The sequence below is a fragment of the Bordetella sp. MIP270_01_BMS genome (assembly GCF_054958705.1).
Genome location: NZ_CM143297.1, coordinates 3,811,778 through 3,833,430 on the forward strand (window position 1 = coordinate 3,811,778; position 21,653 = coordinate 3,833,430).

Genomic DNA, 21,653 nt, shown 5'->3' on the forward strand with positions numbered 1-21,653 from the left:
CTGTGCGGGCCCCTCGCGAGCGCGTGGGACGAAGATGGGGCGCCTCACCAGTGTAGGGTGCGGCCAGGGCCCGTGGATAGCTTCGGATTGGAAAGGTACTTTGCAGGAACTGCCAAGCCGCTGCGTCGCGGCAAAGCGGGGAACCCGGACCTGAGCCTTTGCGCGCCGCGCAAGGTTCTTTGCCGTTTTTCCTGACTTAAAAGTATGCATCCCCTACCTTAGAATCTTTATCCAAGCAGGCCAGCGACGGCCATGACAGCGACGGGAGATCGGGATGTTGGTGGAAGGTGGGCTTGAACAGAATCTCGAAGTACCCGGGTGCTCTTCAGAAATTCAATGCGCCACCAAATGGCTGGACGCTTTCGAACGTGCCCTGCGGGCGCGGGATCGACAGGCGCTGTGTGCACTCTTCGCCAACGAATGCTACTGGCGGGACCTGCTGGCGTTCACCTGGACCATCACTCCTTACGAGGATCGGGCGTCTATCGTCGCGGGACTGATCGAGCATCAAGCTAAAGTCAATGCCAGGAATTTCCAGGTGGCTCGCGACCGCACGCGTCCTCGCACCGTGCGCCGCGTGGGTGTCGAAGTCATCGAAGCGATATTCAGTTTCGAAACCGACGCGGGCCGCTGCCATGGTGTGCTGCGGCTGCCCGTTCAGGATCCTGGCCGGGCGTGGGTTCTTTCGAGCTCCATGACCGAGATCAAGGGCCACGAAGAACCGATAAACCGACGCCGGCCGGCGGGGCAGGCGTACTCGCGGAATTTCGGCGCCGAGAACTGGTCGGACATGCGGGCTCGCGAGCAGGCGTACACCGATCGCGACCCGACTGTCCTGATCATTGGTGCGGGCCAGGCCGGCGTGACGCTGGGCGCGCGCCTGAGGCTGCTCGGCGTGGATGCGCTGATCGTCGAAAAGACCTCTGGGCCGGGGCAAGTCTGGGCGAAGCGCTATCACTCGCTGGCCTTGCATAACGAAGTCGCCATCAATCATTTTCCTTACATTCCGTTCCCGCCGAACTGGCCGAAGTATCTTCCCAAAGACATGCTGGCGGGCTTCATCAGCTTTTACGCCTGGGCGATGCAATGCAATGTCTGGTCGAACACTCTGTTCCTGCACGGTGATTACGACGAGCAGAACGACTGCTGGAACGCGACGCTGCAGTTGAGCGACGGGTCTGCCCGCACGCTGCATCCAAAGCACCTGGTGTTTGCCAACGGCATCGCCGGAGGAAAGAAAATTCCCGATCTTCCCGGTTTATCCGACTTCCAGGGCGAGGTGCGGCACACCGAAGACTATTACTCCGGTGAGGGCTACAAGGGCAAGCGAGTACTGGTGCTGGGAACCGGCACCAGCGGGCATGACTGCGCGCAGGATCTGCACGGGCATGGCGCCGAGGTGAAACTGATCCAGCGCGGGTCCACCACGGTGGTGAGCGTGGCCGCGGCGTCCTTCAATAACGTCGTGCATTACCAGGAAGAAATACCGATAGAGGACGCCGACCTGATCGGTACCTCGCCCACGTTCAGGCTGCTGCAGCGCGGCTATCAGCTGAACGTGCAGAAAATGAAGCAGCATGACAAGGCGTTGCTGGATGGGCTGCGCGCCAGGGGCTTCAAGCTGGACTTCGGGCCCGACGAGGCCGGCCACCAGATGAAGCTGCGCACGCGCCATGGGGGCTACTACCTCAACTGCGGTTGCTCCGAACTTATCGTGAACGGGGAAATAGGCCTGCTGCAGTGGGACAACGCCCAGCGTTTCGTGGCCGATGGCCTGTTGATGCGCGACGGCAATGTCGAAAGGGCAGACCTGCTGATCGTCGCGACGGGCTACCACTCGCAAGAAGAGGTGGTGCGCCAGCTGCTGGGCGAACGAATCGCGCGGAAAGTCGGGCCGATCTGGGGTCTTGGTCCAGATGGCGAGCTGCAGAACATGTTTGTTCCCACGCCGCAGAAAGGGCTGTGGTTTCTCGGGGGAGGCCTGTCCCAGAACCGCGTCTACAGCCATTATGTGGCATTACAGATCAAGGCCAGAGAGCTCGGCCTGCTGCAATGACCGAAGGCCGGCGTCGGCCCAAACCGGGCTGCCGCCGACCTTCGCAAGGTCTATCCGGGCAAGGTGCTCACTTGATCCGCTTTGCCACTTCGCCCCATAGCGCCATGTCTTCTTCGATGCGCTGCGAGAACTGGGCAGACGTTCCGGTCACGGCGCGAAAGTCCATCTGGGTTGCCCGCTGCTGCACGGCCTCCAGGGATGACACGGCATTGAACGCCTTGTTGAGCGTGCGCGTGACGTTATCGGGCAGATTCGCGGGGCCGAGGATGGCGTAGAAGGCATAGACGCTCATGCCTTTGAGTTCGGAGATCGACCCTTCCTCGAGTGTCGGAACGTCGGGCAGGGATTTCACGCGTTGCTTGCCGGTCACGGCAATCGCGTCGATCTTGCCGGCGTTGATCAACGGCGCCGCAGCCGCCGGCACCACGACGGCAAAATCAATGCTTCCCGCCATCAGTTCGCGCGCAACGTCGCCTGCCCCTTTGTAAGGGATATGGGTCATTTTTATGTCGAGCAGGCTCTGGATGTATTCGACCAGGAGATGGCTGGGTGCGCCCGTGCCCGCCGACCCAAAGTTGATCGCGCTGGGATTCGCGCGCGCAAACTTCACCAGTTCATCAACTGATTTCACCGGGAAGTTCTTCTTCACGGCCAGGACCGCGTCTGCCTCCGCGATGACTCCGATGGGCGTGAAATCCTTGCGCGGATCGTATGGCATGTCGCGGATCAGCGGGGCCTGCACCACTCCTCCGGTCGTGGCCAGCCACAGCGTGTACCCGTCTGGCGCCGCATTTTGCACGAACCGGCCTGCCACTTGCTCGTATGCACTGGGCTTGTTCTCGACCACGACCGGCGCGCCAAGAATTTTTTCCAGCTCGGCTGCATAGATTCTTGCGATTGCATCGGCGCCCCCGCCAGGACTGAATCCGAGTACGAGTTTTATTGGCCGGGAGGGATAGGTGTCGGCATTCGCGGCGGTGCCCGCGGACAATGCGACACAGGCCAATGCCGCGGCCAAAACGTTTTTGGCTTTCAAGGCTCGTCTCCTATTGTGATAGTTATGATTTCTTGGAGCAAAAACGATCAGCGCCTGCTCAAGGTTCAGCATAGCGGATAGGATTTCTGCGGGTAGGCAGGCCAGACGGGAAACTGCTTTGCAAAGAATGCAAAAGCAGAATTTGCCGGGTCGGGCGGGCGCGCGTCGTGCGCTCGGGTCTGCCTGCACGCCCGAGGAGGCGGGCCCCGTACGGGATGGATTCAGCCGTGATCGGCTTCTGGGGAAAACAGCTTTACCAAAAAGTCGACAAAGGCCCGTACCTTCGTCGGCAGGCGATCACGATGCGGATACACCACGTAGAGGGACGTGTCCTGTTCGGTGGGATAGGCTTCATAGTCGGACAGGACCGTCTGCAGATGGCCTTCCTCGACCGATCTTCGCACCATCCAGCCTTGCAGCATCGCGAGGCCCAGGCCGCCTTTCGCCCCCGTCATCAGGGCAGCGCTGTTGGACGTGCGCAAGGGGCCGGCGACGGGTGTCGAGATGAGTTCATTACCCTTGCGGAAGCGCCATTCCTTGAGGTAGTTGTGTTGCTGATAAATCAGGCAGGCGTGGTGGATCAAGTCGTGCGGGCTGGTGGGAATGCCGCGTCTGGCCAGATATTCGGGGCTCGCGCAAACCACGCGTTTGCTTCCGCTGAGCTGCCTGGCCACCATACTGGAGTCATCGAGGCTTCCGAGCCAGACCGCGACGTCGATGCCGTTCGAAAGCAGGTCTACACGCTCGTCGGTGAGGGTGATGTCGATCTCGACATCGGGATACATCTCAAAGAAGGAAGGCAGCGCGGGCACGATGACCTCGGCGCCCGCCGACATGCGTGCGTGCACGGAAATCGAGCCGCTGATCTTGCGCTGATAGGCGTGGGCCGTGCGGCGGGCCAGTTCAAGCTGACGCAAGGCAGGCGCCGCCGAAGCCAGATAGTTCTGCCCCGCCTCGGTCAGCACGAGGTTGCGCGTCGACCGCTTCAACAGGCGAACATCGAGATACTCTTCCAGGCTTCCGACCTGACGCGAAACAGAACTGGTCGACATTCCCAGGCGGCGGCCGGCTTCGGAGAAGCTGCCGGCTTCCGCCACAGACATGAATACGCGAATCGCGGCGAGTTCATCCATTCCGTGTTCACGCTCTCAAAAATAATTCGAACGGCAGTCGCTGTAGCAAGGTGGCAGTGCTTTCAGAACGAATTGGAGGATATCAATGGAGAACGGGTGAGGCGCTATGCGCTGCCGGGGCGTTCTGCCGGCGGACGGCCCGTGAAGTATAAGCCGCGAGCCTGGCTGACGGCCGCCCCTGCCGCGAATTCCGGAGCGGCGGACGAAGGCTCGGCGCACGGCACCGGCGAAACTGGCGCCGCCGCGCGCGGAGCCGGCCGGCGGGCAGGGCGCGCATTCATGCGCGGGCCAGCTGTTCCAGTACCTGGTTCATCTGCACGCGCCATCGCGCCCGGGACGACTCTGCCACGAAGCTGGCCTCGAAACTGTTGTGGGCCAGCGCGATGGCATGGCCCGCATTCAATTGCGGCAGCGCAGCAAACGTCTGCACGAAATTGTCAGTCAGATAGCCGCCGAAGTACGCCGGGTCGTCCGAATTCAGCGTGACGCACAGCCCTGCGTCGAGCAACTGCGGCAGGTTGTGGGCAGCCAGCGTGTCGAAGACGCCTAGTTTCGCGTTGGACAAGGGGCACACGGTCAGCGGTATGCGTTCGCGCGCCAGGCGCTCGACCAATTGTGGATCTTCCATGCAACGCACGCCGTGGTCGATGCGCTGCGCCCCCAGCAGATCGAGCGCATCCCGGATGTACTGGGCCGGCCCTTCTTCCCCGGCATGTGCAACGATGTGCAGGCCGAGTTCGCGGCACCGCGCGAACACCCGGGCGAACTTTTCCGGCGGGTTGCCGCGCTCGCCACTGTCGAGTCCGACGCCGATGAAATGCTGCCGATAGGGCAGCGCCTGTTCCAGCGTCTCGAAGGCCTCGGCTTCGGTGAGGTGGCGAAGAAAGCACAGGATCAAAGCGCTGCTCAGTCCCAGCTCGGACCGTGCTGCGGTGCAGGCCCGCACCAGGCCCGCCATGACGGTCTGCATGGGCACGCCGCGGGCTGTGTGCGTCTGCGGATCGAAGAACAGTTCGGCGTGCACGATGTGGTCGGCAGCGGCGCGCCGGAAGTAGGCCATGGCCATGTCGAAGAAGTCCTGCTCCTGAAGCAGCACGCTGGCGCCGGCGTAGTAGATATCCAGGAAGCTCTGGAGGTCGGTGAAGGCGTAGGCGGCGCGCAGCGCCTGGACGTCGGGGTACGGAAGGGTCACGCCATTGCGCCGAGCCAGCGCGAAAATGAGCTCCGGTTCGAGCGTTCCCTCGATATGGACATGCAGTTCGGCCTTGGGCATGGCCCGCAGCAGCGCAGGCAACTTCGGGGCGGGGAAATCGGCTGGATGGGTCATGGCGGCTGAAATTGTCGGGGCCGGGCCGGGTCTGGCGTCCGGTTTGTTACCATATTGCCACGCCGCCGTCTCGCAAGCGGCGCGAATCGTTCCCATACCTTACCGGATGGGGCGCGGTTATTCCCAGAATTTTCCAGTCGAGGTACCCCCGGGGCGGCAATGAAAACGTGGTTCAAGCGCATATTGATTGGCCTGGTTGTGCTGGTTGTCGTGGCCGTCGTCGGCCTGGCCATCTTTTTGCTCACGTTCGACCCCAACGCATACAAGTACAAGCTCGAAGAGCTGGTGCAGGAGCGCTATCAGCGCACGCTGGCCATCGACGGTGAAATCGAACTCTCGCTGTTTCCCCGTATCGGCCTCTCGGTGCAAGACGTCTCCTTGTCCGAAGTGAACAGCACCGACGTATTCGCGTCCATCGACAGCATGCGCCTGGCGGTTGCGGTGTGGCCGCTGCTGTCCAGCAATCTGGTGGTGGACCACGTGGCCATCAACGGCTTCAAGGCCCGGGTCGTGCGGGACAAGACCGGCCACCTCAACTTCGAAGACCTGGTCGGCGGCGGCGTGGCGAACGCGGCCGTGCCGGCGGGGCCTGCCAGCGCGGCAGTGGGCGCGATGGCGGGTGCGGCCCAGGCCATCGCCACGGGCGGCGCCTCGGCCCCGGCGACCATGCAGATCGATATCGCCGGGCTCGACCTGCAGGCCGGCGAATTGCAACTGCAAGACGCCATCTCGGGCATGGCGGTGGCCGTCACCAATCTCAACGCCAATACCGGGCGCGTCACGTACAACCAGCCTTTCGACGTCAGCCTGTCGGCGCGCGTCGAAGGCGGCAATCCGCGTGTCGACGCAAACCTCACTGGGCAGGGCCTGCTGACGCTCGATCCGCTGGCCAGGCGTTTCGCCGCGCAAAGGCTCGATGTGCGCATGGACGGCAACGTTCTGGGGGCCGAAGCCCGCAGCCTGGCCGCGCGCGGCAACCTGGCTTTCAACGGCCGCACGTCTTCGCTGGACGTGGGCGGGCTCGAAATCGTCTTCCAGGGCGACATACCCGACTCCGCCACGCCCATGAAGAACGTCGAGGCCAGCGTGGCCGTGCCCAAACTTGCGCTTGACCCGCACAAGCTGCAGCTGCAGATCGAGAAGCTGGCGGTGCGCGCCAAGGGCGCGCTGCCGGGCGGCCCGTTCGAACTGGCTGCCGATGCGCCGGCCCTGAACGTGTCGCCGTCGGCGGCCACGGGCCAGGCGCTGACGGGCCGCGTGCGCCTGCAAGGCCTGGATGCCAGCTTCGGCCTGAACGGCATCAGCGGCAACGCCAGCGAGCTCGACATCAAGGAAATCAAGCTCGACAGCACGCTCACCCAGGGCGAGCGCGTGGTCAAGGCCGTGTTTGCGTCGCCGGCCACCTTCAATCTGTGGCAGCGCGCCATAGGACTGTCGGCGCTGCGCGGCGACGTCAGCATCACCGACCCCGGGCTGCCGAAGGGCAGCCTGCAGATTCCCGTCATAGGCAGCATGAGCGCCAACCTGCAGAAAGACCAGGCCGGCGCGAAGATCAACGCGGTTCTCGAAGGCGGGAAGTTCGACCTGACGGCCGACGTCAAGCAACTGTCGGCCGTGCCTGACATCACTTTCGCGCTCGCGGTCGACACGCTCGACCTCGACAAGCTGGCGCCGCCCGTGCCCATGATGCCGCCCAAGGCGGCGGGCGGAGACGGCAAGCAGGACGACGCCGCCAAGGCGCCCGCCAAGCCCGCCGCTACCGCCGCCGCGGCCGACGACAGTGAGATCGATCTTTCCGCCCTGGTCGGTCCCACGGCCAATGGCAGCATCAAGATCGGCCAGTTGGTGGTGCGGGGCCTGAAAGCCAGTGAACTCAGCGCCAAGATCAAACTCGAAAAGGGCAAGCTCGATATCTCCACGCTGGCCGCCGCGCTGTATGGCGGCAAGCTGGGCGGCACCTTGTCCGTGAACGCGGCCGAAGGCAACCAGGTGGTGGCCAAGATGACGCTCGCCGGCATCGACATCGGGCCGCTGCTGGCCGACCTCGTGCAGCAGCGGGCGCTGACGGGCACCGGCAGCGTGGCGCTCGACCTGAAAACCGCGGGCTCCAATTCCTACGCGCTGACAACCGGCCTGAATGGCAACTTGCAGCTGCGCCTGCGCGACGGCGCGGTGCGCGGCATCAACATTGCCCAGACGCTGCGCGAACTGAAGGCGGCATTCAGCGGCGACGCAGCCGATCCCTCCCTGGCCGCCGACCAGGCCCGCCACACCGATTTCACGTCCCTCGAGGCCGACCTGGTGTTCGTGAAGGGCGTGGCCAGCGCCAAGCGCCTCGATATGGCTTCGCCGCTGCTGCGGGTCACGCAGGGAAATCCGGCCAGCATTGATTTCGTCCAGAACATCCTGAATTTCGTGGCCAATGTGCGGGTGGTCAACACCAGCACCGGGCAGGACGGCAAAGAGCTCGAAGAGCTCAAGGGCATCACCATTCCGGTGCTGATCAGCGGGCCGTTCGACAAGCCCGTGTATACGGTTCAATGGCGCGGTGCGGCCACGGAAGCCCTGAAGCGCGGCCTGGCTCAAAAGCTGAAAGAAGCCGTCGAGCAGAAGGCTGGCGACTCCAGGCTCGCGCCTCAACTTGATAAAGCACTGAAAGGACTACTCGGCAAATGAGCGAACCCGCTTTCCAGCCTATCGCCGAGTGCGGCACCACTACCCAGCCCCAGGCCGAGCCATATCACAAGCGCTGGCTGGTGGCCAATGATGCCGGCACGTGGCTCAACCGCAGGCTCTGCCCGCGCCTGGCCGACATCACTGTCGAGCTGCGGCTGGGGTACCTGGTCATGAAAGCGCCGGGCATGCTGCGCATGGACATTCCACTCGATGTCATCGAAGACGACGACAGCGTGAGGTATCAGATTCCGCTGGGCGAGCAAACGCTCGATGTCGTCGACGAGGGAGACCTGGCCGCCGCCTGGGTGTCCAACTATCTGCAGATTCCTTGCCGCCTGCTGAAGGTGCATCCGGAAATGCCTCCCGTGCAGTGGCCCGACTGATCAGGCTCGCCGGTATTCCAGCACGAAGTGGGTCAGCATTCCGGCGGCCAGGCCCCAGAATGCCGAGCCGATGCCCCAGGCGCTGAAACCCGAGGCGGTGGCCAGCAGCGTGACCAGCGGCGCCTCACGGCGCAGCGGATTGGCCATGGCGCCCGCCAGGCCTCCCAGAATGGCCCCCAGCAGGGCCAGGCCGGCCAGGGCCGCGATCAGGGCCGGGGGCAGCGCCTGGAAAAATACCGCCACCGCGCCCGCCACGATGCTCAGTACGATGTAAGCGGCGCCGTAGACCACGCCCGACACGTAACGCCGCTGCGGGTCGGGGTGCGCCTCGGGGCCCGCGCAAATGGCGGCCGTGATGGCGCCCAGGGTGATGCTGTGCGCGCCAAACGGCGCCGCCAGCAGGCCCAGCAGCCCCGTGGCGCCGACAATGCGGGAAGGGGCAGGGCGGTAGCCGGCAGCCTGCAGAATGGCCAGGCCCGGCAGGTTCTGCGAGGCCAGGCCCACCACGAAAATGGGAATGCCGATGCTGACGAAGGCCGACCACGTGAAGGTGGGGGTGGTCCAGACGAATTCGGTGAGCTGCCAGTCGACGCCGCCCAATTGCACCCGGCCGGCCGCGCCGGCCACGCCTAGCCCCACCGCCATCACTGCCAGCACGGCATAGCGCGGCGCGAAGCGTTTGCCCAGCAGGTAGGCGGCACACATCGACAGCACCAGGAAGGGCTGCTCGCCGATACGCGTGAAGATGCCCAGCCCGAAATTCAGCAGCACGCCGGCCAGCATTGCGCTGGCGATCTCGGGCGGCACCCGCCGCATGATGGGATCTATCCAGCCGAAGAGGCCGCAGGCCAGCATCAGCGCGGCCGCCAGCACGAAGGCACCGACGGCCTGGTCGAAGGGCACGCCGGCCAGGGCGGTGACCAGCAGGGCGGCACCGGGGGTGGACCAGGCCAATACGACCGGAATGCGGGTTTGCAGGCTGATGACCAGCCCGCCCAGCCCCAGCGCCAGACAGATCGAACCCAGCCAGGAGCCTATGTAGGTGGCATTCAGACCCGCAGTGTGCCCGGCCTGCACCATCAGCACCGCGGTGCCGCCGAAGCCGACCAGCATCGCCACCAGGCCTGCCACCACCGCCGACACCGACAGGTCGGCGTACGGAGGCCGGCGCAACTGCCCGGCAACGCTGGCGTCGGGCGGGGTCACGAAGGGCTCGTAAGGCGTCGGTACTTGGCCATCAGGGTTTCTTGCCCTTCGTGCCATTGCGGGTGCAATTCAATGCATTCCACCGGGCAGACCACTTTGCATTGCGGTTCGTCGTGGTGGCCCACGCATTCGGTGCAGCGGTGGGGGTCGATGATGTAGAACTCGGGCCCCATCGAGATTGCCTCGTTGGGGCACTGCGGCTCACATACGTCGCAATTGATGCACTCTTCGGTGATGGTCAGAGCCATGGCGGGAAATCAGGCGTCGGGGTCGAGCCATTGTAGCGCCGCGAAGCGGCGCGTCGCTCAGCCCGCCTGGCCCTGTTCGCGGTATTCCTTGGCCTTGGCCTGCAGCCAGCGTTCGACCGACGGAAACACGAATTTGCTGACGTCGCCGCCCAGTTGCGCGATCTCGCGGACGATGGTGCCCGAGATGAACTGGTATTGGTCGGACGGCGTCATGAACATGGTCTCGACTTCGGGCAGCAGGTGCCGGTTCATGCCGGCCATCTGGAACTCGTATTCGAAATCGGACACGGCGCGCAGCCCGCGCACGATGACGCGGCCGTTCTGCTCGCGCACGAAATCCTTCAGCAGGCCCGCGAAGCTGAGCACTTCGACGTTAGGGTAGTGGCCCAGCACTTCGCGGGCGATCTCGACGCGCTGGTCGATGCTGAAGAAAGGCTTTTTATTACGGCTGTGCGCGATGCCCACCACCACCTTGTCGAACAGCGAGGCGGCGCGGCGCACCAGATCCTCATGGCCGCGGGTGAGCGGATCAAACGTGCCTGGGTAGACGGCGGTAATCATGCTGGCTCCGTATCCTTATAACTGGCTACACCTTCCTCTGATTTCCGGATTATTGACTTATTTCCGCAATGCAGCAAATTGGAGCAATCCGTAGTGGACCGCCCCCGCCCTGTCCTGGCGCACCAGTTCGAATATTTCGGGGGGCGCCAGGGGAGCTTCGGATTCCACATACACCAGCGCACCGTCGGCCATAATGCCTGGCAGCAGCGGCCACAGACGCGGCAGCCAGTCGAGGCCGAACGGCGGATCGAGCAGGATCAGGTCGAAGCGCGAGGCGTCCATGCGCTGCACGACCTGCAAGGCTTCGCCGGCGTGAACCCGCACGGCGCCGGCCTGCAGTTTGTCGCGCAGCGCCCGCAGGGCAGCCACCGCAGCCCGGTCGTGTTCCACGAGCAAAACGTGCGATGCCCCGCGCGAGGCGGCCTCGAAACCCAGGGCGCCGCTGCCGGCAAACAGGTCGAGAACGCTTTTGCCGGCAAATTCGCCCGCCCACAGGTGGGCCAGCCAGTTGAACAGGGTTTCGCGCACCCGGTCCGGGGTGGGGCGCAGGCCGGGCACATCGGGCACGGCGATGGGCGTGCGCCGGTACTGTCCGCCGACGATACGGATGGGCTTGCTGCGGGTATTGGGTTTCTTCAAGAAAACGGACCTCCTGCGCGAATAGTAGCCGGGCCTCGCCGGGAGGCCGCCAGCAGGCCTGTCCTTGCGGTGCTCCGGGTCGACGCGGGTTCGGCCTGCGCGCCGCGCACGGATGGGCATACAGGGAACGGAATATACTTCGGCCATGTTCCGCTTCTTCAAGAAAAAATCCCCGCCCGCCACGCCCGCGCAGCCGCCCGCGCCGCCTGCGGATGAATCCGTTGCCAGCGCGGACGCCCCCGAAGCCGCTGCTCCGGCGCAGGACCCGTCAGCGCCTGCCCCACCCGCGTCGCCTCCGGCGCCGCAGCCGGCACCGCCAGCGCCTGCGGCCTTGCAGCCGCAGTCCGAGCCGCAATCCCAGCCAGGGTCTATGCCGGCCACGCATGCGGCCTCGCAACCGGCCGCACCGGCGTCGACGCAGCCAGATCCGCAAGCCGCGCAGCCGCGCCCCGTCGCATCTCCTTTTGCCCGGGCCGCCGCTCAGACGCCTGCCGCCCGTCCGTTGCCGGCGGCCCCGCAAGCGGCACCTGTACCGCAGACGTCTCCGGCGGCTGGGCACGCTGCCGCGCCCGAGCCTGCCCCGCGGGCGCCGGTGCCCGAATCCAAGGCGGCGCCCGAAGCCGAGCCGCTACCCCCCGCCGCGCCCATCGTTGGTGCGGCGCAGGCGCCGCCGATCACGCCGACGCCCGTCTCGCCGACCCCGGCTGCGCCTGAGGCCGCAGCCCCTGCTGCATCCGAACCGGACCCCAAGCCCGAACCCGCCAGGAAATCGTCCTGGCTGGGACGGCTCAAGCAGGGCCTGTCCCGCACGGGCCAGAGCCTGGGCGGGCTGTTCGTGGGCGTCAAGGTCGACGAAAACCTCTTCGAGGAACTCGAGTCGGCGCTGATCATGGCCGATGCCGGCATTGAAGCGACGGAGCAATTGCTGACCGCTTTGCGCGCGCGCGTGCGCAAGGAACGACTCGATGACGCCACCAAGGTCAAGGCCGCCCTGCGGCAAGTGCTGGCTGACCATCTGCGGCCGCTGGAGCGGCCCTTCGACCTGCACCGCGCCAGCCCGCTGGTGATCATGATCGCCGGGGTCAACGGCGCAGGCAAAACCACATCTATCGGCAAGCTCGCGCATACCTTCCAGCGGCAGGGCGCAAGCGTGCTGCTGGCGGCGGGCGACACTTTCCGCGCGGCGGCGCGCGAGCAGCTCATTGAATGGGGCAGCCGCAACAACGTCAACGTCATCGCGCAAGAGGGCGGCGACCCGGCAGCGGTCGCGTTCGACGCCGTCAATGCCGGACGCGCGCGGGGTGCGGGCGTGGTCATGGTCGACACCGCTGGCCGTCTGCCGACGCAATTGCACCTGATGGAAGAGCTCAAGAAAATCCGTCGGGTCATCGGCAAGGCCGACGCCACCGCGCCGCACGAAGTGCTGCTGGTGGTCGATGGCAATACGGGCCAGAACGTGCTGGCGCAGATACGCGCCTTCGACGCCGCCATCGGCCTGACCGGCCTGGTGGTCACCAAGCTCGACGGCACAGCCAAGGGCGGCACGCTGGCCGCCGTGGCCGCCGGCACGCAAGGCGTGCGCCCGGTGCCGGTGTACTGGATAGGCGTGGGCGAAGGCATGGAAGACCTGCAGCCCTTCGTGGCCGACGAATTCGCGGCAGCGCTGCTGTCCGACTAGCGCGCCCCGCCGTTCGCAGCCGGGGCGCCGCCGCGCGTTCCGGCTTTATTTCCAGAAAGGCTTGGTGTCGGCGAGACGATCGAAGGCCTGCTGCGCCTCGGCCGACAGTTTGTCGAGCCGGGCGCTGATCCACCCCAGCGCAAACCAGGCCTGCGGATGCGTACCCACGCAACCCTGGTAATACTCGCGCGCCATGGCCAGATCGTTGATTTCACCGAGCAGATCCTGGACGCGCGCCAGCAGTTTCCGATAGCTGCGCAGCCGATCGGCGGGCAGTAGCTTTTCCGCGAAAGACAGGCCATAGCGCAGCCGCTTGCCGCGTTTGCGCAACTCATGCCGGGCGGCCACATCGAGCTTTCCAAATTGCCGGCCCTTCCTGGCGACCTGCGTATGCCAGCGGTGCAGGCGCTGGCGCAAAAGCCTGTGCAACGGCGGCAGGTCGGGCAGCGCGGCCATGGGAATGATCGTGGCCGCCACTGGCTCGGCGCGGGATGCCGGGGCGGGGGTGTCCGTTTCGGGCGCCCGATGCAGGGCGTCCGCGAGTGGCTCGCCCGCAGGCGTGCCTTCGGGAGCGCCTTGGGGCGGCGAGGCCGCGGCTTCCGCTTGCGGCCCCGGGTTGCTGGGCTGCACGTCCAGGCTCCATTCCAGAGCGTCCAGCAGCCAGCCCTGGAACCCGCGGCCCGCGGCAAGCCCCTGTACGTCGACGTCTGGCGCGGGCATGTCGAAGGTGATGACGGGCATGCCCGCCTGCAACAGAGCGGGCGTGACGGTTTCGTTAAGGACGTCCTGGTCGCGGCTGAGCCCGAACGCGGAAAAATGCGCACGGATTCCCTCCAGCACCGCAGCGGGGGGCGGGGCGATCGAGCCGTCGAAGAGACGCCAGGCCGAGCGCAGGCGGCGCATGCCGACCCGCAGCTGATGGACGTGTTCGGGCTGCCCTGCGGCATACAGGCCCAGGGTATCGACTTCGGCCAGCATGGCCGCGTTGCGCATGACCTGATCGAGGCATTCGTGCGCGATGCGTCCCATGGCCTGGGCCGGGGTCATGCCGCGCTCGAGCATGATGCGGGCGGCCGGCCGCGGGCCCCAGAATCGTGCGATGGCGGTGCCGCGGCTCACCTGCGTGGTGGGGTCATCGTCGCCCAGCGCAGCGAGCTCTTGCGACAGCGTGGCCAGGGCATCGCCACGCTCTGATTTGCTGCGCGCGTCCAGCACCAGGCCGTGTCGCTGCTGCCAGCGGCGCGCCAGACTGAAAATCGCGGCAGGGCGGCCCGACAGCAATTCGAATTCGAGTTCGGCGATGGGCAGTTCGAGGTCGCCGGCGCGAAGCACGCCGGTGTCGTACGCCACTTCAACGCTGCCATGGCGCGTGCGCACCTGGCGCAACAGGCGCTGCACGTCGGTTTCGTAGCGCAGACCCAGTTCGCCCTTGATGGCCGAAAGCGGCGCCTCAAGCTCGGTGCCTAGGTAGACGGAGAGATCCAGGACCGGCCCGGGCCGCGGGTGGTTGATTTCGACGCGGGTGATTGCGTCGGCCCCTGGCATTTTTACGGTCTGCACCCAATCGCGGCCCTCGCGTCGCAGCCTGAGCGCGATGCGCGCGCTCGCCAATTCACGGGCGGGGGTGTCGAAGTACAGGGCGTGCAGCCTTACGAGCGTGGCCTGGCCTTGACGGACTTCCTGGTGGACCGCCCGGCGCGCGGCGGCCGGGACGTGCAATTTCAATTCTCGTTCGGACATGTCGGTCGGCGACGGCTGCTTAAACAGCCGATAGTACCCAACGCCGGCATGGGTCGTGATGACCAGTCATAAATCGTTCACCAGCCAGCCCGCGGGCCGGCGCCGGTGTCGCGGTGGATTGGCTTTGCCAGCGCAAGCGCTGCATGCCGGGCCGGGAGGCTGCGGTCGTGCCTGCGCATCGCGGCAACGCGCGACCGGCATGCAAAAAAGGCCGGGTGGCCTGCGCGGCTGATGTTCGCTGCGCCCGGGCCGATGCGCCGGGGCGACCTGCGGGCGCAAGCGGGGGCCGGGTCCGCCTGCGCGGCGGCCCCCGTTTGCGCCCGCACGGGGCGATTACAAGATGCGCTTGCGCGCCTGCGTGATGACGACTTCGGCCACCACCACGACGGCGAAGATCGCGGCCAGGACGACGGCCACGCGGTCCCACTGGAACAGGTTCAGTGCGGTGTCGAGCGCCATGCCGATGCCGCCGGCGCCCACCAGCCCCAGTACCGCGGATTCGCGGACGTTGATGTCCCAACGCAGGAGCACGATGGACCAGAACGCCGGGCGGATCTGCGGCCAGTAGCCGTACCACAGCACCGAGCCTTTGCTGGCTCCCGTGGCCGTCAGAGCCTCTACCGGCCCACGCTGCGCTTCTTCGATGGCCTCGCCCACCAGCTTGCCGACGAAGCCGATGGAGCGAAAGGCGATGGCCAGCGTGCCGGCCAGCGGGCCCGGCCCGAAAATGGCAATGAAGAGCAACGCCCAAACGAGCGAGTTGACCGATCGGCTGGAAACCAGGATCAGGCGGGCCAGCTGGTTGACCAGGCGGCTGGGTGTCAGGTTGTTGGCCGCCAGCAAGCCCACCGGCACCGCCAGCACCACCGAAAGGATGGTGCCCAGGGTGGCGATATGCAGGGTCTCGAGCAGCGCCGCATGGACGCCCTGAGGGTAGAACGCCCAGTCGATGGGCCACATGCGGCCCAGCAGATCGGCCATCTGCTCGGGAGCGTCATAGAGGAACTCGGGGATGATCTCGACGCTGCGCGATGCCTGCACAATGGCCGCGACCACCACGAGGTACATGACGAAGCGCAGCAGCCGCTGCCCCATGGTGTAGCGATGCCAGACGCGCGGATAGCCGGCGCCGGACACGGAAGTGGCGGGCGCGTTCATTCGTCGGTCTCCAGGCGTGCCCGGGACTTGCCGCCCAGCCCGCGCGCCGCGTCGAAGCGGCGCTGCAGGATGGTGTCGAAACCCAGGTTGTCGAGGAACACGGCCCGCACGAAGCGCGCCAGCAGTTCGCCCAGCATGATGATGGCGATCAGGGTGAGCAGGATCGCGGCGACGAAATCGTAGTCGAAGCGCTGAAAGGCCGAAAACAGCGTGCCGCCGATACCGCCCGCGCCCACGATGCCCACCATGGTGGAGTTGCGCAGGTTCGAGTCGAACTGGTAGGTGGCAAAGCCGATGAATCGGGCGAAGACCTGCGGCAACACCCCGAACAGGATCACGTTGGCGAACGAGGCGCCGGTGGCGCGCACGGCTTCCACCTGCTTGAGCGATATTTCTTCGATGGCTTCAGTGAAGAGCTTGCCGATGAAGCCCACGGACGCCACCGCCAGGGCCAGGATGCCTGCCAGTGCGCCAAAGCCCACCGCCTTGACGAACAGAATGGCGACGATAACCGGGTGCAGCGAGCGGCACAGTGCCACCAATGCGCGGGCGGGCCATGATGCCCAGACGGGCATCAGGTTGCGCGCGCCGAGCAGGCCCACGGGTAGCGCCACCAGGATGCCCAGCACCGAGGCCAGCACGGCGATCTCGAGGCTCTCGGCCAGGCCTTGCCACAGGGTGTCGGGTTGCTGGATGTGAGGCGGGAACATGCGGCCAAGCAGCGTGGCGGCGTGACCCAGGCCGGCCTGGAATCGGGCCAGGCTGAAGTCGAGCTGGCCCGCGGCGTACAGGGCGTACACAAACACCAGCAGCGCGCTCAGCTTGGCCCGCCAGGACAGGGCGAAGGGGCGGCGCTTTACTGCAGCCACGATTCGCCCCCGTAGATGGATTTCAGAATGGAGGTGTCCAGGCCCTGGCCGTCGCCGTCGTAGACGATATGCCCGCCGGACATGCCGACAATGCGGGTGGCGTAGCGGCGCGCCAGCTCGACGTCATGGATGTTGACCAGCACCGGTATGCCATTGGCGCTGCCCTGGGCGGTGAGCAGTTCCATGATCTCGACCGAGGTCTTGGGGTCGAGCGAAGACGTGGGTTCGTCGGCAAGCAGCAACTGCGGTCGCTGCATCAGTGCGCGTGCAATGCCAACGCGTTGGCGCTGGCCGCCCGACAGGGCGTCGGCGCGCTGATCGCCGAATCCGCCAAGCCCGACGACATCGAGCAGCTCGTAGGCGCGTTCGATGTCTGCCGGTTCGAAGCGGCGCATCCAGGCCTTGATCGCGCTGCTGTAGCCGAGGCGGCCCGTCAGCAGGTTTTCCATGACGGTCAGGCGTTCGACCAGGTTGTATTCCTGGAACACCATGCCGATGCGGCGCCGCGCCTGGCGCAGCGCCGTGCCGCGTATGGCGGCCAGATCGATGGTGTTGCCCTCGGTCTGGAGTTCGATCTTTCCGCGGGTGGGGTCGATCAAGCGGTTGATACAGCGCAGCAAAGTGCTTTTACCGGTGCCCGACGGGCCGATGATGGCGGTGAGGCCCTGGCCCTCGACATGCAGGTCGATGTTCTTGAGCACCGGCTGGCCGGCCCGGTATTCCTTGACCAGGCCGGCAATACGTAAAGAGGTTGTCATGCTTACTGCTTGCCCTTGTTCTTGGCGGTCTCGCGGTCGTAGGCGGCGCGGTTGAAGCGTTCGCCGCCCGATTCGGCCACCTGGCGCACGATGGCCCAGTCTTTTTCATACGTGACCGGGTAGAAGCGGTCGGCACCGTCGAAGGCTTCTTTCATTGCGTCGGGGAAGCGGTAGTCATAGAAGCACTTCAGCATCTGGTCGCGGAATTTCGGCTCCAGGTCGTGCGCATAGGCGAACGACGAGGTCGGGAATTTTTCGCTGGTGTAGATGATGCGGAAGTCTTCTTCCTTGACTTGGCCGCGTTCGGCCATGCGATGGAATACGTCGGACGCAACTGCGGCGGCGTCGTAGTCGCCCGAATTCACGCCCATGACGGACTGGTCGTGCTTGCCCGAGAAGATCACCTTGTAGTCTTTGTCGGGCACCAGGCCTTCTTTCGGGAACAGCGCCACGGGGGCCATGTGGCCCGAGTTGGAAGACGGCGAGGTGTGCGCCAGCTTCTTGCCCTTCAGATCGGCCAGCGTCTTGTACGGGCTGTCTTTCTTGACGATGACGATCAGGTTGTAGCCCTGGAAGCTGTCGGCATAGCCCTTGACGGCGAACGGCACGGCGCCGGCGATGTTCACGGCGAAGGCGGTGGGGCCGGTCGAGAAGCCGCCTACGTGCAGGCGGCCCGAACGCATGGCTTCGATCTCGGCGGCATTGCTCTGCACCTGGTAGAACACCACGCGCTTGCCGGTGCATTCGCCCAGGTATTCGGTGAAGGGCTTGAAGATATTGGCATACACCGCCGGATCTTCAACCGGCGTGTAGGTGAAGACCAGTGTTGACGGCGTCTTGAGCTTGCTGGGATCGGTAGGGGGATCGGCCACCAGGTCATTGTTGGCGTCGCAATACATCTGATCGAGATCGCCCCGGTTGGGGCAGCTGTCGGCCGCGTAGGCGGCCTGTACGCCGAACGCCAGCGTGACGGCAGCGGCGGCTTGCATGAGGCGCAGAGCTTGCATGGTGGTGTCTCCTTCAGTGTTCGAATATCACCAGACTTAACTATTCAAACACAAAAAAACGAAACCGCCCAGCCGGGGAATCACCTGTTTTTGTTTTCGTGTTGTTTTCGGGTCGGTTTCGTTATTTTCGATTTATGTTCGTTTTCCTCTGAAAGACGCGCGATTGCTTGCCTTTCGCGGTGCGCCTGCGCCATGAGGGTCTGGATAAACGGGCGGCGTGCGGCGTGACTGACGCCCAGCCCGTGGCGCTGATGCGTTCCAGTGCGCACGCCGGGCCGCGGCGGTGCAATCAGCTTCGATAACCCAGCTTGCGGGAAATTTCGCGTGCGCAGGCCTGCAAGGGCCTGGCGATCGACCCGTTCCAGTCGGCATCGAACAGGCCCGAAGGCCCCAGCGCCGTCAGGGCCAGCACCACGGTGCCGGTACTGTCGAACACCGGCACCGACAAGGCATCCACGCCCGGCAGGGGATTGCCCAGCGCCCGGGCCATGCCATGCACCCGGATATCGGCCAGCCGGGCCTCGACGTCGGCGTAGGCCACCTTGCGAGGCGGCTGCCGTCCGGCAATGACGGCGGTGTCACCGGCCTCGCGCGCGATGTAGTGCTCGGCCACCTGTGGCGGAAGCCAGGCGGCGAAGACCAGGCCGGTGGCGGTGTGCAGCATTGACATCACCGTGCCCTTGCGCATATTGACGTGCACCGGGTAACTGGCTTCAGTCATGTGGATCATCGTGGGTCCATGCGTACCCAGCACCGCGATGCCCAGGGTGTGGCCGATGGCGACCTGCAGGGTGGCGATCTCGGGCATGGCCACGCGCACCGGGTCCAGGCGCTGCAGGCTCACCAGGCCCATCTGCAGCGCGAAGGGCCCCAGCTCGTAATGGCCGGTGGCTGCATCCTGCTGCACCAGGCCCACCCGGGTAAAGCTGACCAGATAGGGGTGCGCCTTGGCCGATGTCATGCCGGCGGCGCTGGCCAGGTCGCGCAGTGTCAGCGGCTTGCCTGCTTCGACCAGGGCGGACAGCAGCGGAAAGCCGACTTCTACCGACTGGATGCTGCGGCGGCCGTCGGTGGGCTTTGCAGGGCGCGGAGCGGCGTTCACGGCTGCGACCCGGCGTGGCCTCGCGCCTGCAGCAGGCGTTGCGCCATCTCGACAAAACCGCCGCCGCCATGATGCGCGGCGACGTAGGCGGGGCGGTGTTCCAGGCGATGCAGCAGGGCCTGGATATTCGCCACGCCGACCGACACGGGGAAAAAAGCGAACATCGGTTCATCGTTGGGCGAATCGCCGATGAACAGGCAATGCGGCAGCGCTGCGTCGATATCCAGCCCCAGTTCGCGCGCGAACAGCGTGCGGGTCATGGTCAGCTTGTCGTAATCGCCGAACCAGCCATTGACGTGGATGGAACTGACCTTGGCCTGGGCGCCGGCCTCGCGGAAGATGTCCACGATGTGTGTGACGGCGGCGTCGGGCAGGGCCGGCACGTCTTCACAGAAGTCGATGGCCAGGTCCGCCACCCGGTAGTCCTGATCGCTGGCCACTGCAGCGCCCGGCACTTCGCGCAGCACGCGATCCCGAATGGCTTCGAGGCGGGCGCGGCTGGCGGCTCGCGCCGGCGCATCGGCCCAGTAGTGGGTTTTCATGCGCCGGGCAGCGCGATCGTAGGCGTAGTAGAAAGCGCCGTTTTCTCCTACTACGGCGCGCACCGGCCACATGCGCGCAATGTGGTCGCACCAGCCGGCGGGGCGGCCTGTGATGGGCACGACCTGTATGCCGGCGTCGTCCAGCTGTTCGAGCGCCGCGTAGGCAGCGGCCGGCAGGCGCCCGTCGGTGGTCAGAGTGTCGTCGATGTCGGTGAGCACGATGCGCACCGACGCGGCAACGGTAGCAGGCATGGCGGCAAGCGCTTGCATGGGCATCCTTCGGGTCCGGTTTTTGTACTGGCCGCAGTTTACCGTTCAGGTCGAGCCAGCGGCAGGCGCGCGTCAAGAGCGCGCGCCGCGGACCTGCATGCCGCGCCCCCGCATGGCGCCGATCCGCCGAGCCGATGCAGACGCTTCGCATCTTGGACCTTTAGCGGGACCAGTCCAACAATGCATTGGACCTTCCCGCCGCGGGCCGGTACTCTGCGGGAATGTGGGCAGCGCGCATGGATGGCGCGTTGCAGGGACGGCAGCCATTGTGGTGCCAATTGGTATCTGGACAGGCGCGGGCCATGCGCCCCGGGCTTGCATCGACTCGAAAGGAATCGGAGTGAAACTAGCAGCATACGAAGACCAGGGCCAGGCCCGCATCGGCATCGTGGCCGATGACGCGAAGTCGGTAAGCCCCGTGACACTGCCCGGCATCGACGCCCGCGCCGGCATCCTGCCTCTGGTGACCGGCCAGATCGCGCTGTCGGAACTGGCGCCGCGGGCCGGCGCGGCGAGGCCGTTGTCCGAGGTGCGCCTGCGCGCGCCGGTGCCGCGGCCGCTGCGCAACATCTTCTGCGTCGGCCGCAACTACCATGAGCACGCCAACGAACTGGCGGGCTCGATCTTCCAGGACAGCAAAGACGGCGAGGCCTGGCCCATCGTGTTCTCGAAAGTGCCCGAGACCGTGGTGGGGCCGGGCGACGAAGTGCAGCTGCCGCTCGAGGTCTCGACCGACATCGACTATGAGGCCGAGCTGTGCGTGATAATCGGCAAGCAGGGCAAGAATATTGCGCGCGCCGACGCGCTTGACCATATCTACGGCTACACCATCGTCAACGATGTCACCGCCCGCGATGTGCAGCAACGCCACAAGCAATGGCTGCTGGGCAAGTCGTTCGACACGTTCTGCCCCATGGGCCCGTGGGTGGTCACCGCCGATGAACTCGATGCCTCCAGCCTCGACATCCGCTGCCTGGTCAACGGCGAAGTCCGTCAGTCGGCCAACACGCGCGATCTGATCTTCGATCTGGGCTCGATCATCGAGCACTGCTCGCGCGGTATCACGCTGTACCCGGGCGACGTCATCGCCACCGGTACGCCAGCCGGGGTGGGCATGGGCATGAAGCCGCCCCGTTTCCTGCAGCGCGGCGATGTGGTGCGCGTGGAAATCCAGGGTATCGGCCACATCGAGAACACGTTCGTCTGAGGCCGGGCCGGCCTCGGCGGGTCCAAGGGCGGGTAAACTTAGTGTTTTCCTGCCCGT

19 protein-coding genes are annotated in these 21,653 nt (G+C 65.6%); 5 read left to right on the forward strand and 14 right to left on the reverse strand.

Annotation, left to right across the window (positions count from 1 at the left end):
* Positions 1-274 precede the first annotated feature (274 nt).
* Positions 275-2,056, forward strand: a complete 1,782-nt coding sequence (locus ACV17W_RS17870; protein WP_462593695.1) for an FAD-dependent oxidoreductase — start codon at positions 275-277, stop codon at positions 2,054-2,056.
* A 67-nt stretch (positions 2,057-2,123) separates the two neighbouring features.
* Here ACV17W_RS17870 and ACV17W_RS17875 read toward each other — a convergent pair whose 3' ends face one another.
* The 3 genes from ACV17W_RS17875 to ACV17W_RS17885 form a co-directional block, all read right to left on the reverse strand.
* Complete coding sequence (locus ACV17W_RS17875) at positions 2,124-3,164, reverse strand: Bug family tripartite tricarboxylate transporter substrate binding protein (RefSeq protein WP_462593696.1); 1,041 nt, start codon at positions 3,162-3,164, stop codon at positions 2,124-2,126.
* A gap of 149 nt (positions 3,165-3,313) precedes the next feature.
* A complete protein-coding gene (locus ACV17W_RS17880; protein ID WP_462593697.1) occupies positions 3,314-4,225 on the reverse strand; it encodes a LysR family transcriptional regulator in 912 nt (303 codons plus the stop codon).
* A gap of 277 nt (positions 4,226-4,502) precedes the next feature.
* Positions 4,503-5,552, reverse strand: a complete 1,050-nt coding sequence (locus ACV17W_RS17885) for an adenosine deaminase (protein WP_462593698.1) — start codon at positions 5,550-5,552, stop codon at positions 4,503-4,505.
* Between the two features lie 159 nt (positions 5,553-5,711).
* Between ACV17W_RS17885 and ACV17W_RS17890 the strand changes: the two genes are divergently transcribed.
* Both ACV17W_RS17890 and ACV17W_RS17895 read left to right on the forward strand, forming a co-directional pair.
* Complete coding sequence (locus ACV17W_RS17890; RefSeq protein ID WP_462593699.1) at positions 5,712-8,228, forward strand: AsmA family protein; 2,517 nt, start codon at positions 5,712-5,714, stop codon at positions 8,226-8,228.
* Positions 8,225-8,611 carry an MOSC N-terminal beta barrel domain-containing protein gene (locus ACV17W_RS17895; protein ID WP_462593700.1) on the forward strand — a complete coding sequence of 129 codons (387 nt, stop codon included), beginning with the start codon at positions 8,225-8,227 and terminating at the stop codon, positions 8,609-8,611. Before ACV17W_RS17890 ends, ACV17W_RS17895 begins: the two co-directional genes overlap by 4 nt.
* Here the strand turns inward: ACV17W_RS17895 and ACV17W_RS17900 are convergent, their stop codons facing one another.
* Genes ACV17W_RS17900 through rsmD form a run of 4 tightly spaced genes read right to left on the reverse strand, consistent with a single transcriptional unit; the run spans position 8,612 to position 11,265 of the window.
* Positions 8,612-9,754, reverse strand: a complete 1,143-nt coding sequence (locus ACV17W_RS17900; RefSeq protein WP_462596580.1) for a benzoate/H(+) symporter BenE family transporter — start codon at positions 9,752-9,754, stop codon at positions 8,612-8,614.
* Positions 9,755-9,813: 59 nt separating this feature from the next.
* Positions 9,814-10,065: a YfhL family 4Fe-4S dicluster ferredoxin gene (locus ACV17W_RS17905; protein WP_462593701.1), complete on the reverse strand. Its 252-nt coding sequence runs from the start codon at positions 10,063-10,065 to the stop codon at positions 9,814-9,816.
* A 57-nt stretch (positions 10,066-10,122) separates the two neighbouring features.
* Positions 10,123-10,626, reverse strand: coding sequence for a pantetheine-phosphate adenylyltransferase (coaD, locus tag ACV17W_RS17910; RefSeq protein WP_462593702.1), 504 nt, complete (start codon positions 10,624-10,626; stop codon positions 10,123-10,125).
* A 57-nt stretch (positions 10,627-10,683) separates the two neighbouring features.
* Positions 10,684-11,265 (reverse strand): 16S rRNA (guanine(966)-N(2))-methyltransferase RsmD, encoded by a 582-nt coding sequence (rsmD, locus tag ACV17W_RS17915; protein WP_462593703.1) that lies wholly within the window; start codon positions 11,263-11,265, stop codon positions 10,684-10,686.
* A 592-nt stretch (positions 11,266-11,857) separates the two neighbouring features.
* Between rsmD and ftsY the strand changes: the two genes are divergently transcribed.
* Positions 11,858-12,943 carry a signal recognition particle-docking protein FtsY gene (gene ftsY / locus ACV17W_RS17920; protein WP_462593704.1) on the forward strand — a complete coding sequence of 362 codons (1,086 nt, stop codon included), beginning with the start codon at positions 11,858-11,860 and terminating at the stop codon, positions 12,941-12,943.
* A gap of 45 nt (positions 12,944-12,988) precedes the next feature.
* Here ftsY and ACV17W_RS17925 read toward each other — a convergent pair whose 3' ends face one another.
* From ACV17W_RS17925 to ACV17W_RS17955, 7 genes are all read right to left on the reverse strand, one after another.
* Positions 12,989-14,683, reverse strand: a complete 1,695-nt coding sequence (locus ACV17W_RS17925) for a CYTH and CHAD domain-containing protein (RefSeq protein WP_462593705.1) — start codon at positions 14,681-14,683, stop codon at positions 12,989-12,991.
* 333 nt (positions 14,684-15,016) lie between these two features.
* Positions 15,017-15,841, reverse strand: coding sequence for a phosphonate ABC transporter, permease protein PhnE (gene phnE / locus ACV17W_RS17930; protein WP_462593706.1), 825 nt, complete (start codon positions 15,839-15,841; stop codon positions 15,017-15,019).
* Entirely contained in the window at positions 15,838-16,710 is an 873-nt protein-coding gene (gene phnE, locus ACV17W_RS17935; RefSeq protein WP_462593707.1) for a phosphonate ABC transporter, permease protein PhnE, read from the reverse strand. The genes phnE (ACV17W_RS17930) and phnE (ACV17W_RS17935) overlap by 4 nt, the downstream gene beginning before the upstream one ends.
* Positions 16,698-17,468, reverse strand: a complete 771-nt coding sequence (gene phnC, locus ACV17W_RS17940; protein ID WP_462593708.1) for a phosphonate ABC transporter ATP-binding protein — start codon at positions 17,466-17,468, stop codon at positions 16,698-16,700. The genes phnE (ACV17W_RS17935) and phnC overlap by 13 nt, the downstream gene beginning before the upstream one ends.
* A gap of 2 nt (positions 17,469-17,470) precedes the next feature.
* Complete coding sequence (gene phnD / locus ACV17W_RS17945) at positions 17,471-18,475, reverse strand: phosphate/phosphite/phosphonate ABC transporter substrate-binding protein (RefSeq protein ID WP_462593709.1); 1,005 nt, start codon at positions 18,473-18,475, stop codon at positions 17,471-17,473.
* Between the two features lie 289 nt (positions 18,476-18,764).
* The gene (locus ACV17W_RS17950; protein WP_462593710.1) at positions 18,765-19,577 is read right to left on the reverse strand and encodes an IclR family transcriptional regulator; all 813 of its coding nucleotides are present in this window, start codon (positions 19,575-19,577) and stop codon (positions 18,765-18,767) included.
* Positions 19,574-20,389, reverse strand: a complete 816-nt coding sequence (locus ACV17W_RS17955; protein WP_462593711.1) for an HAD family hydrolase — start codon at positions 20,387-20,389, stop codon at positions 19,574-19,576. The genes ACV17W_RS17950 and ACV17W_RS17955 overlap by 4 nt, the downstream gene beginning before the upstream one ends.
* 340 nt (positions 20,390-20,729) lie before the next feature.
* On the opposite strand from ACV17W_RS17955, the gene ACV17W_RS17960 reads away from it, so the two are divergent.
* Complete coding sequence (locus ACV17W_RS17960; protein WP_462593712.1) at positions 20,730-21,596, forward strand: fumarylacetoacetate hydrolase family protein; 867 nt, start codon at positions 20,730-20,732, stop codon at positions 21,594-21,596.
* Positions 21,597-21,653: the final 57 nt, after the last annotated feature.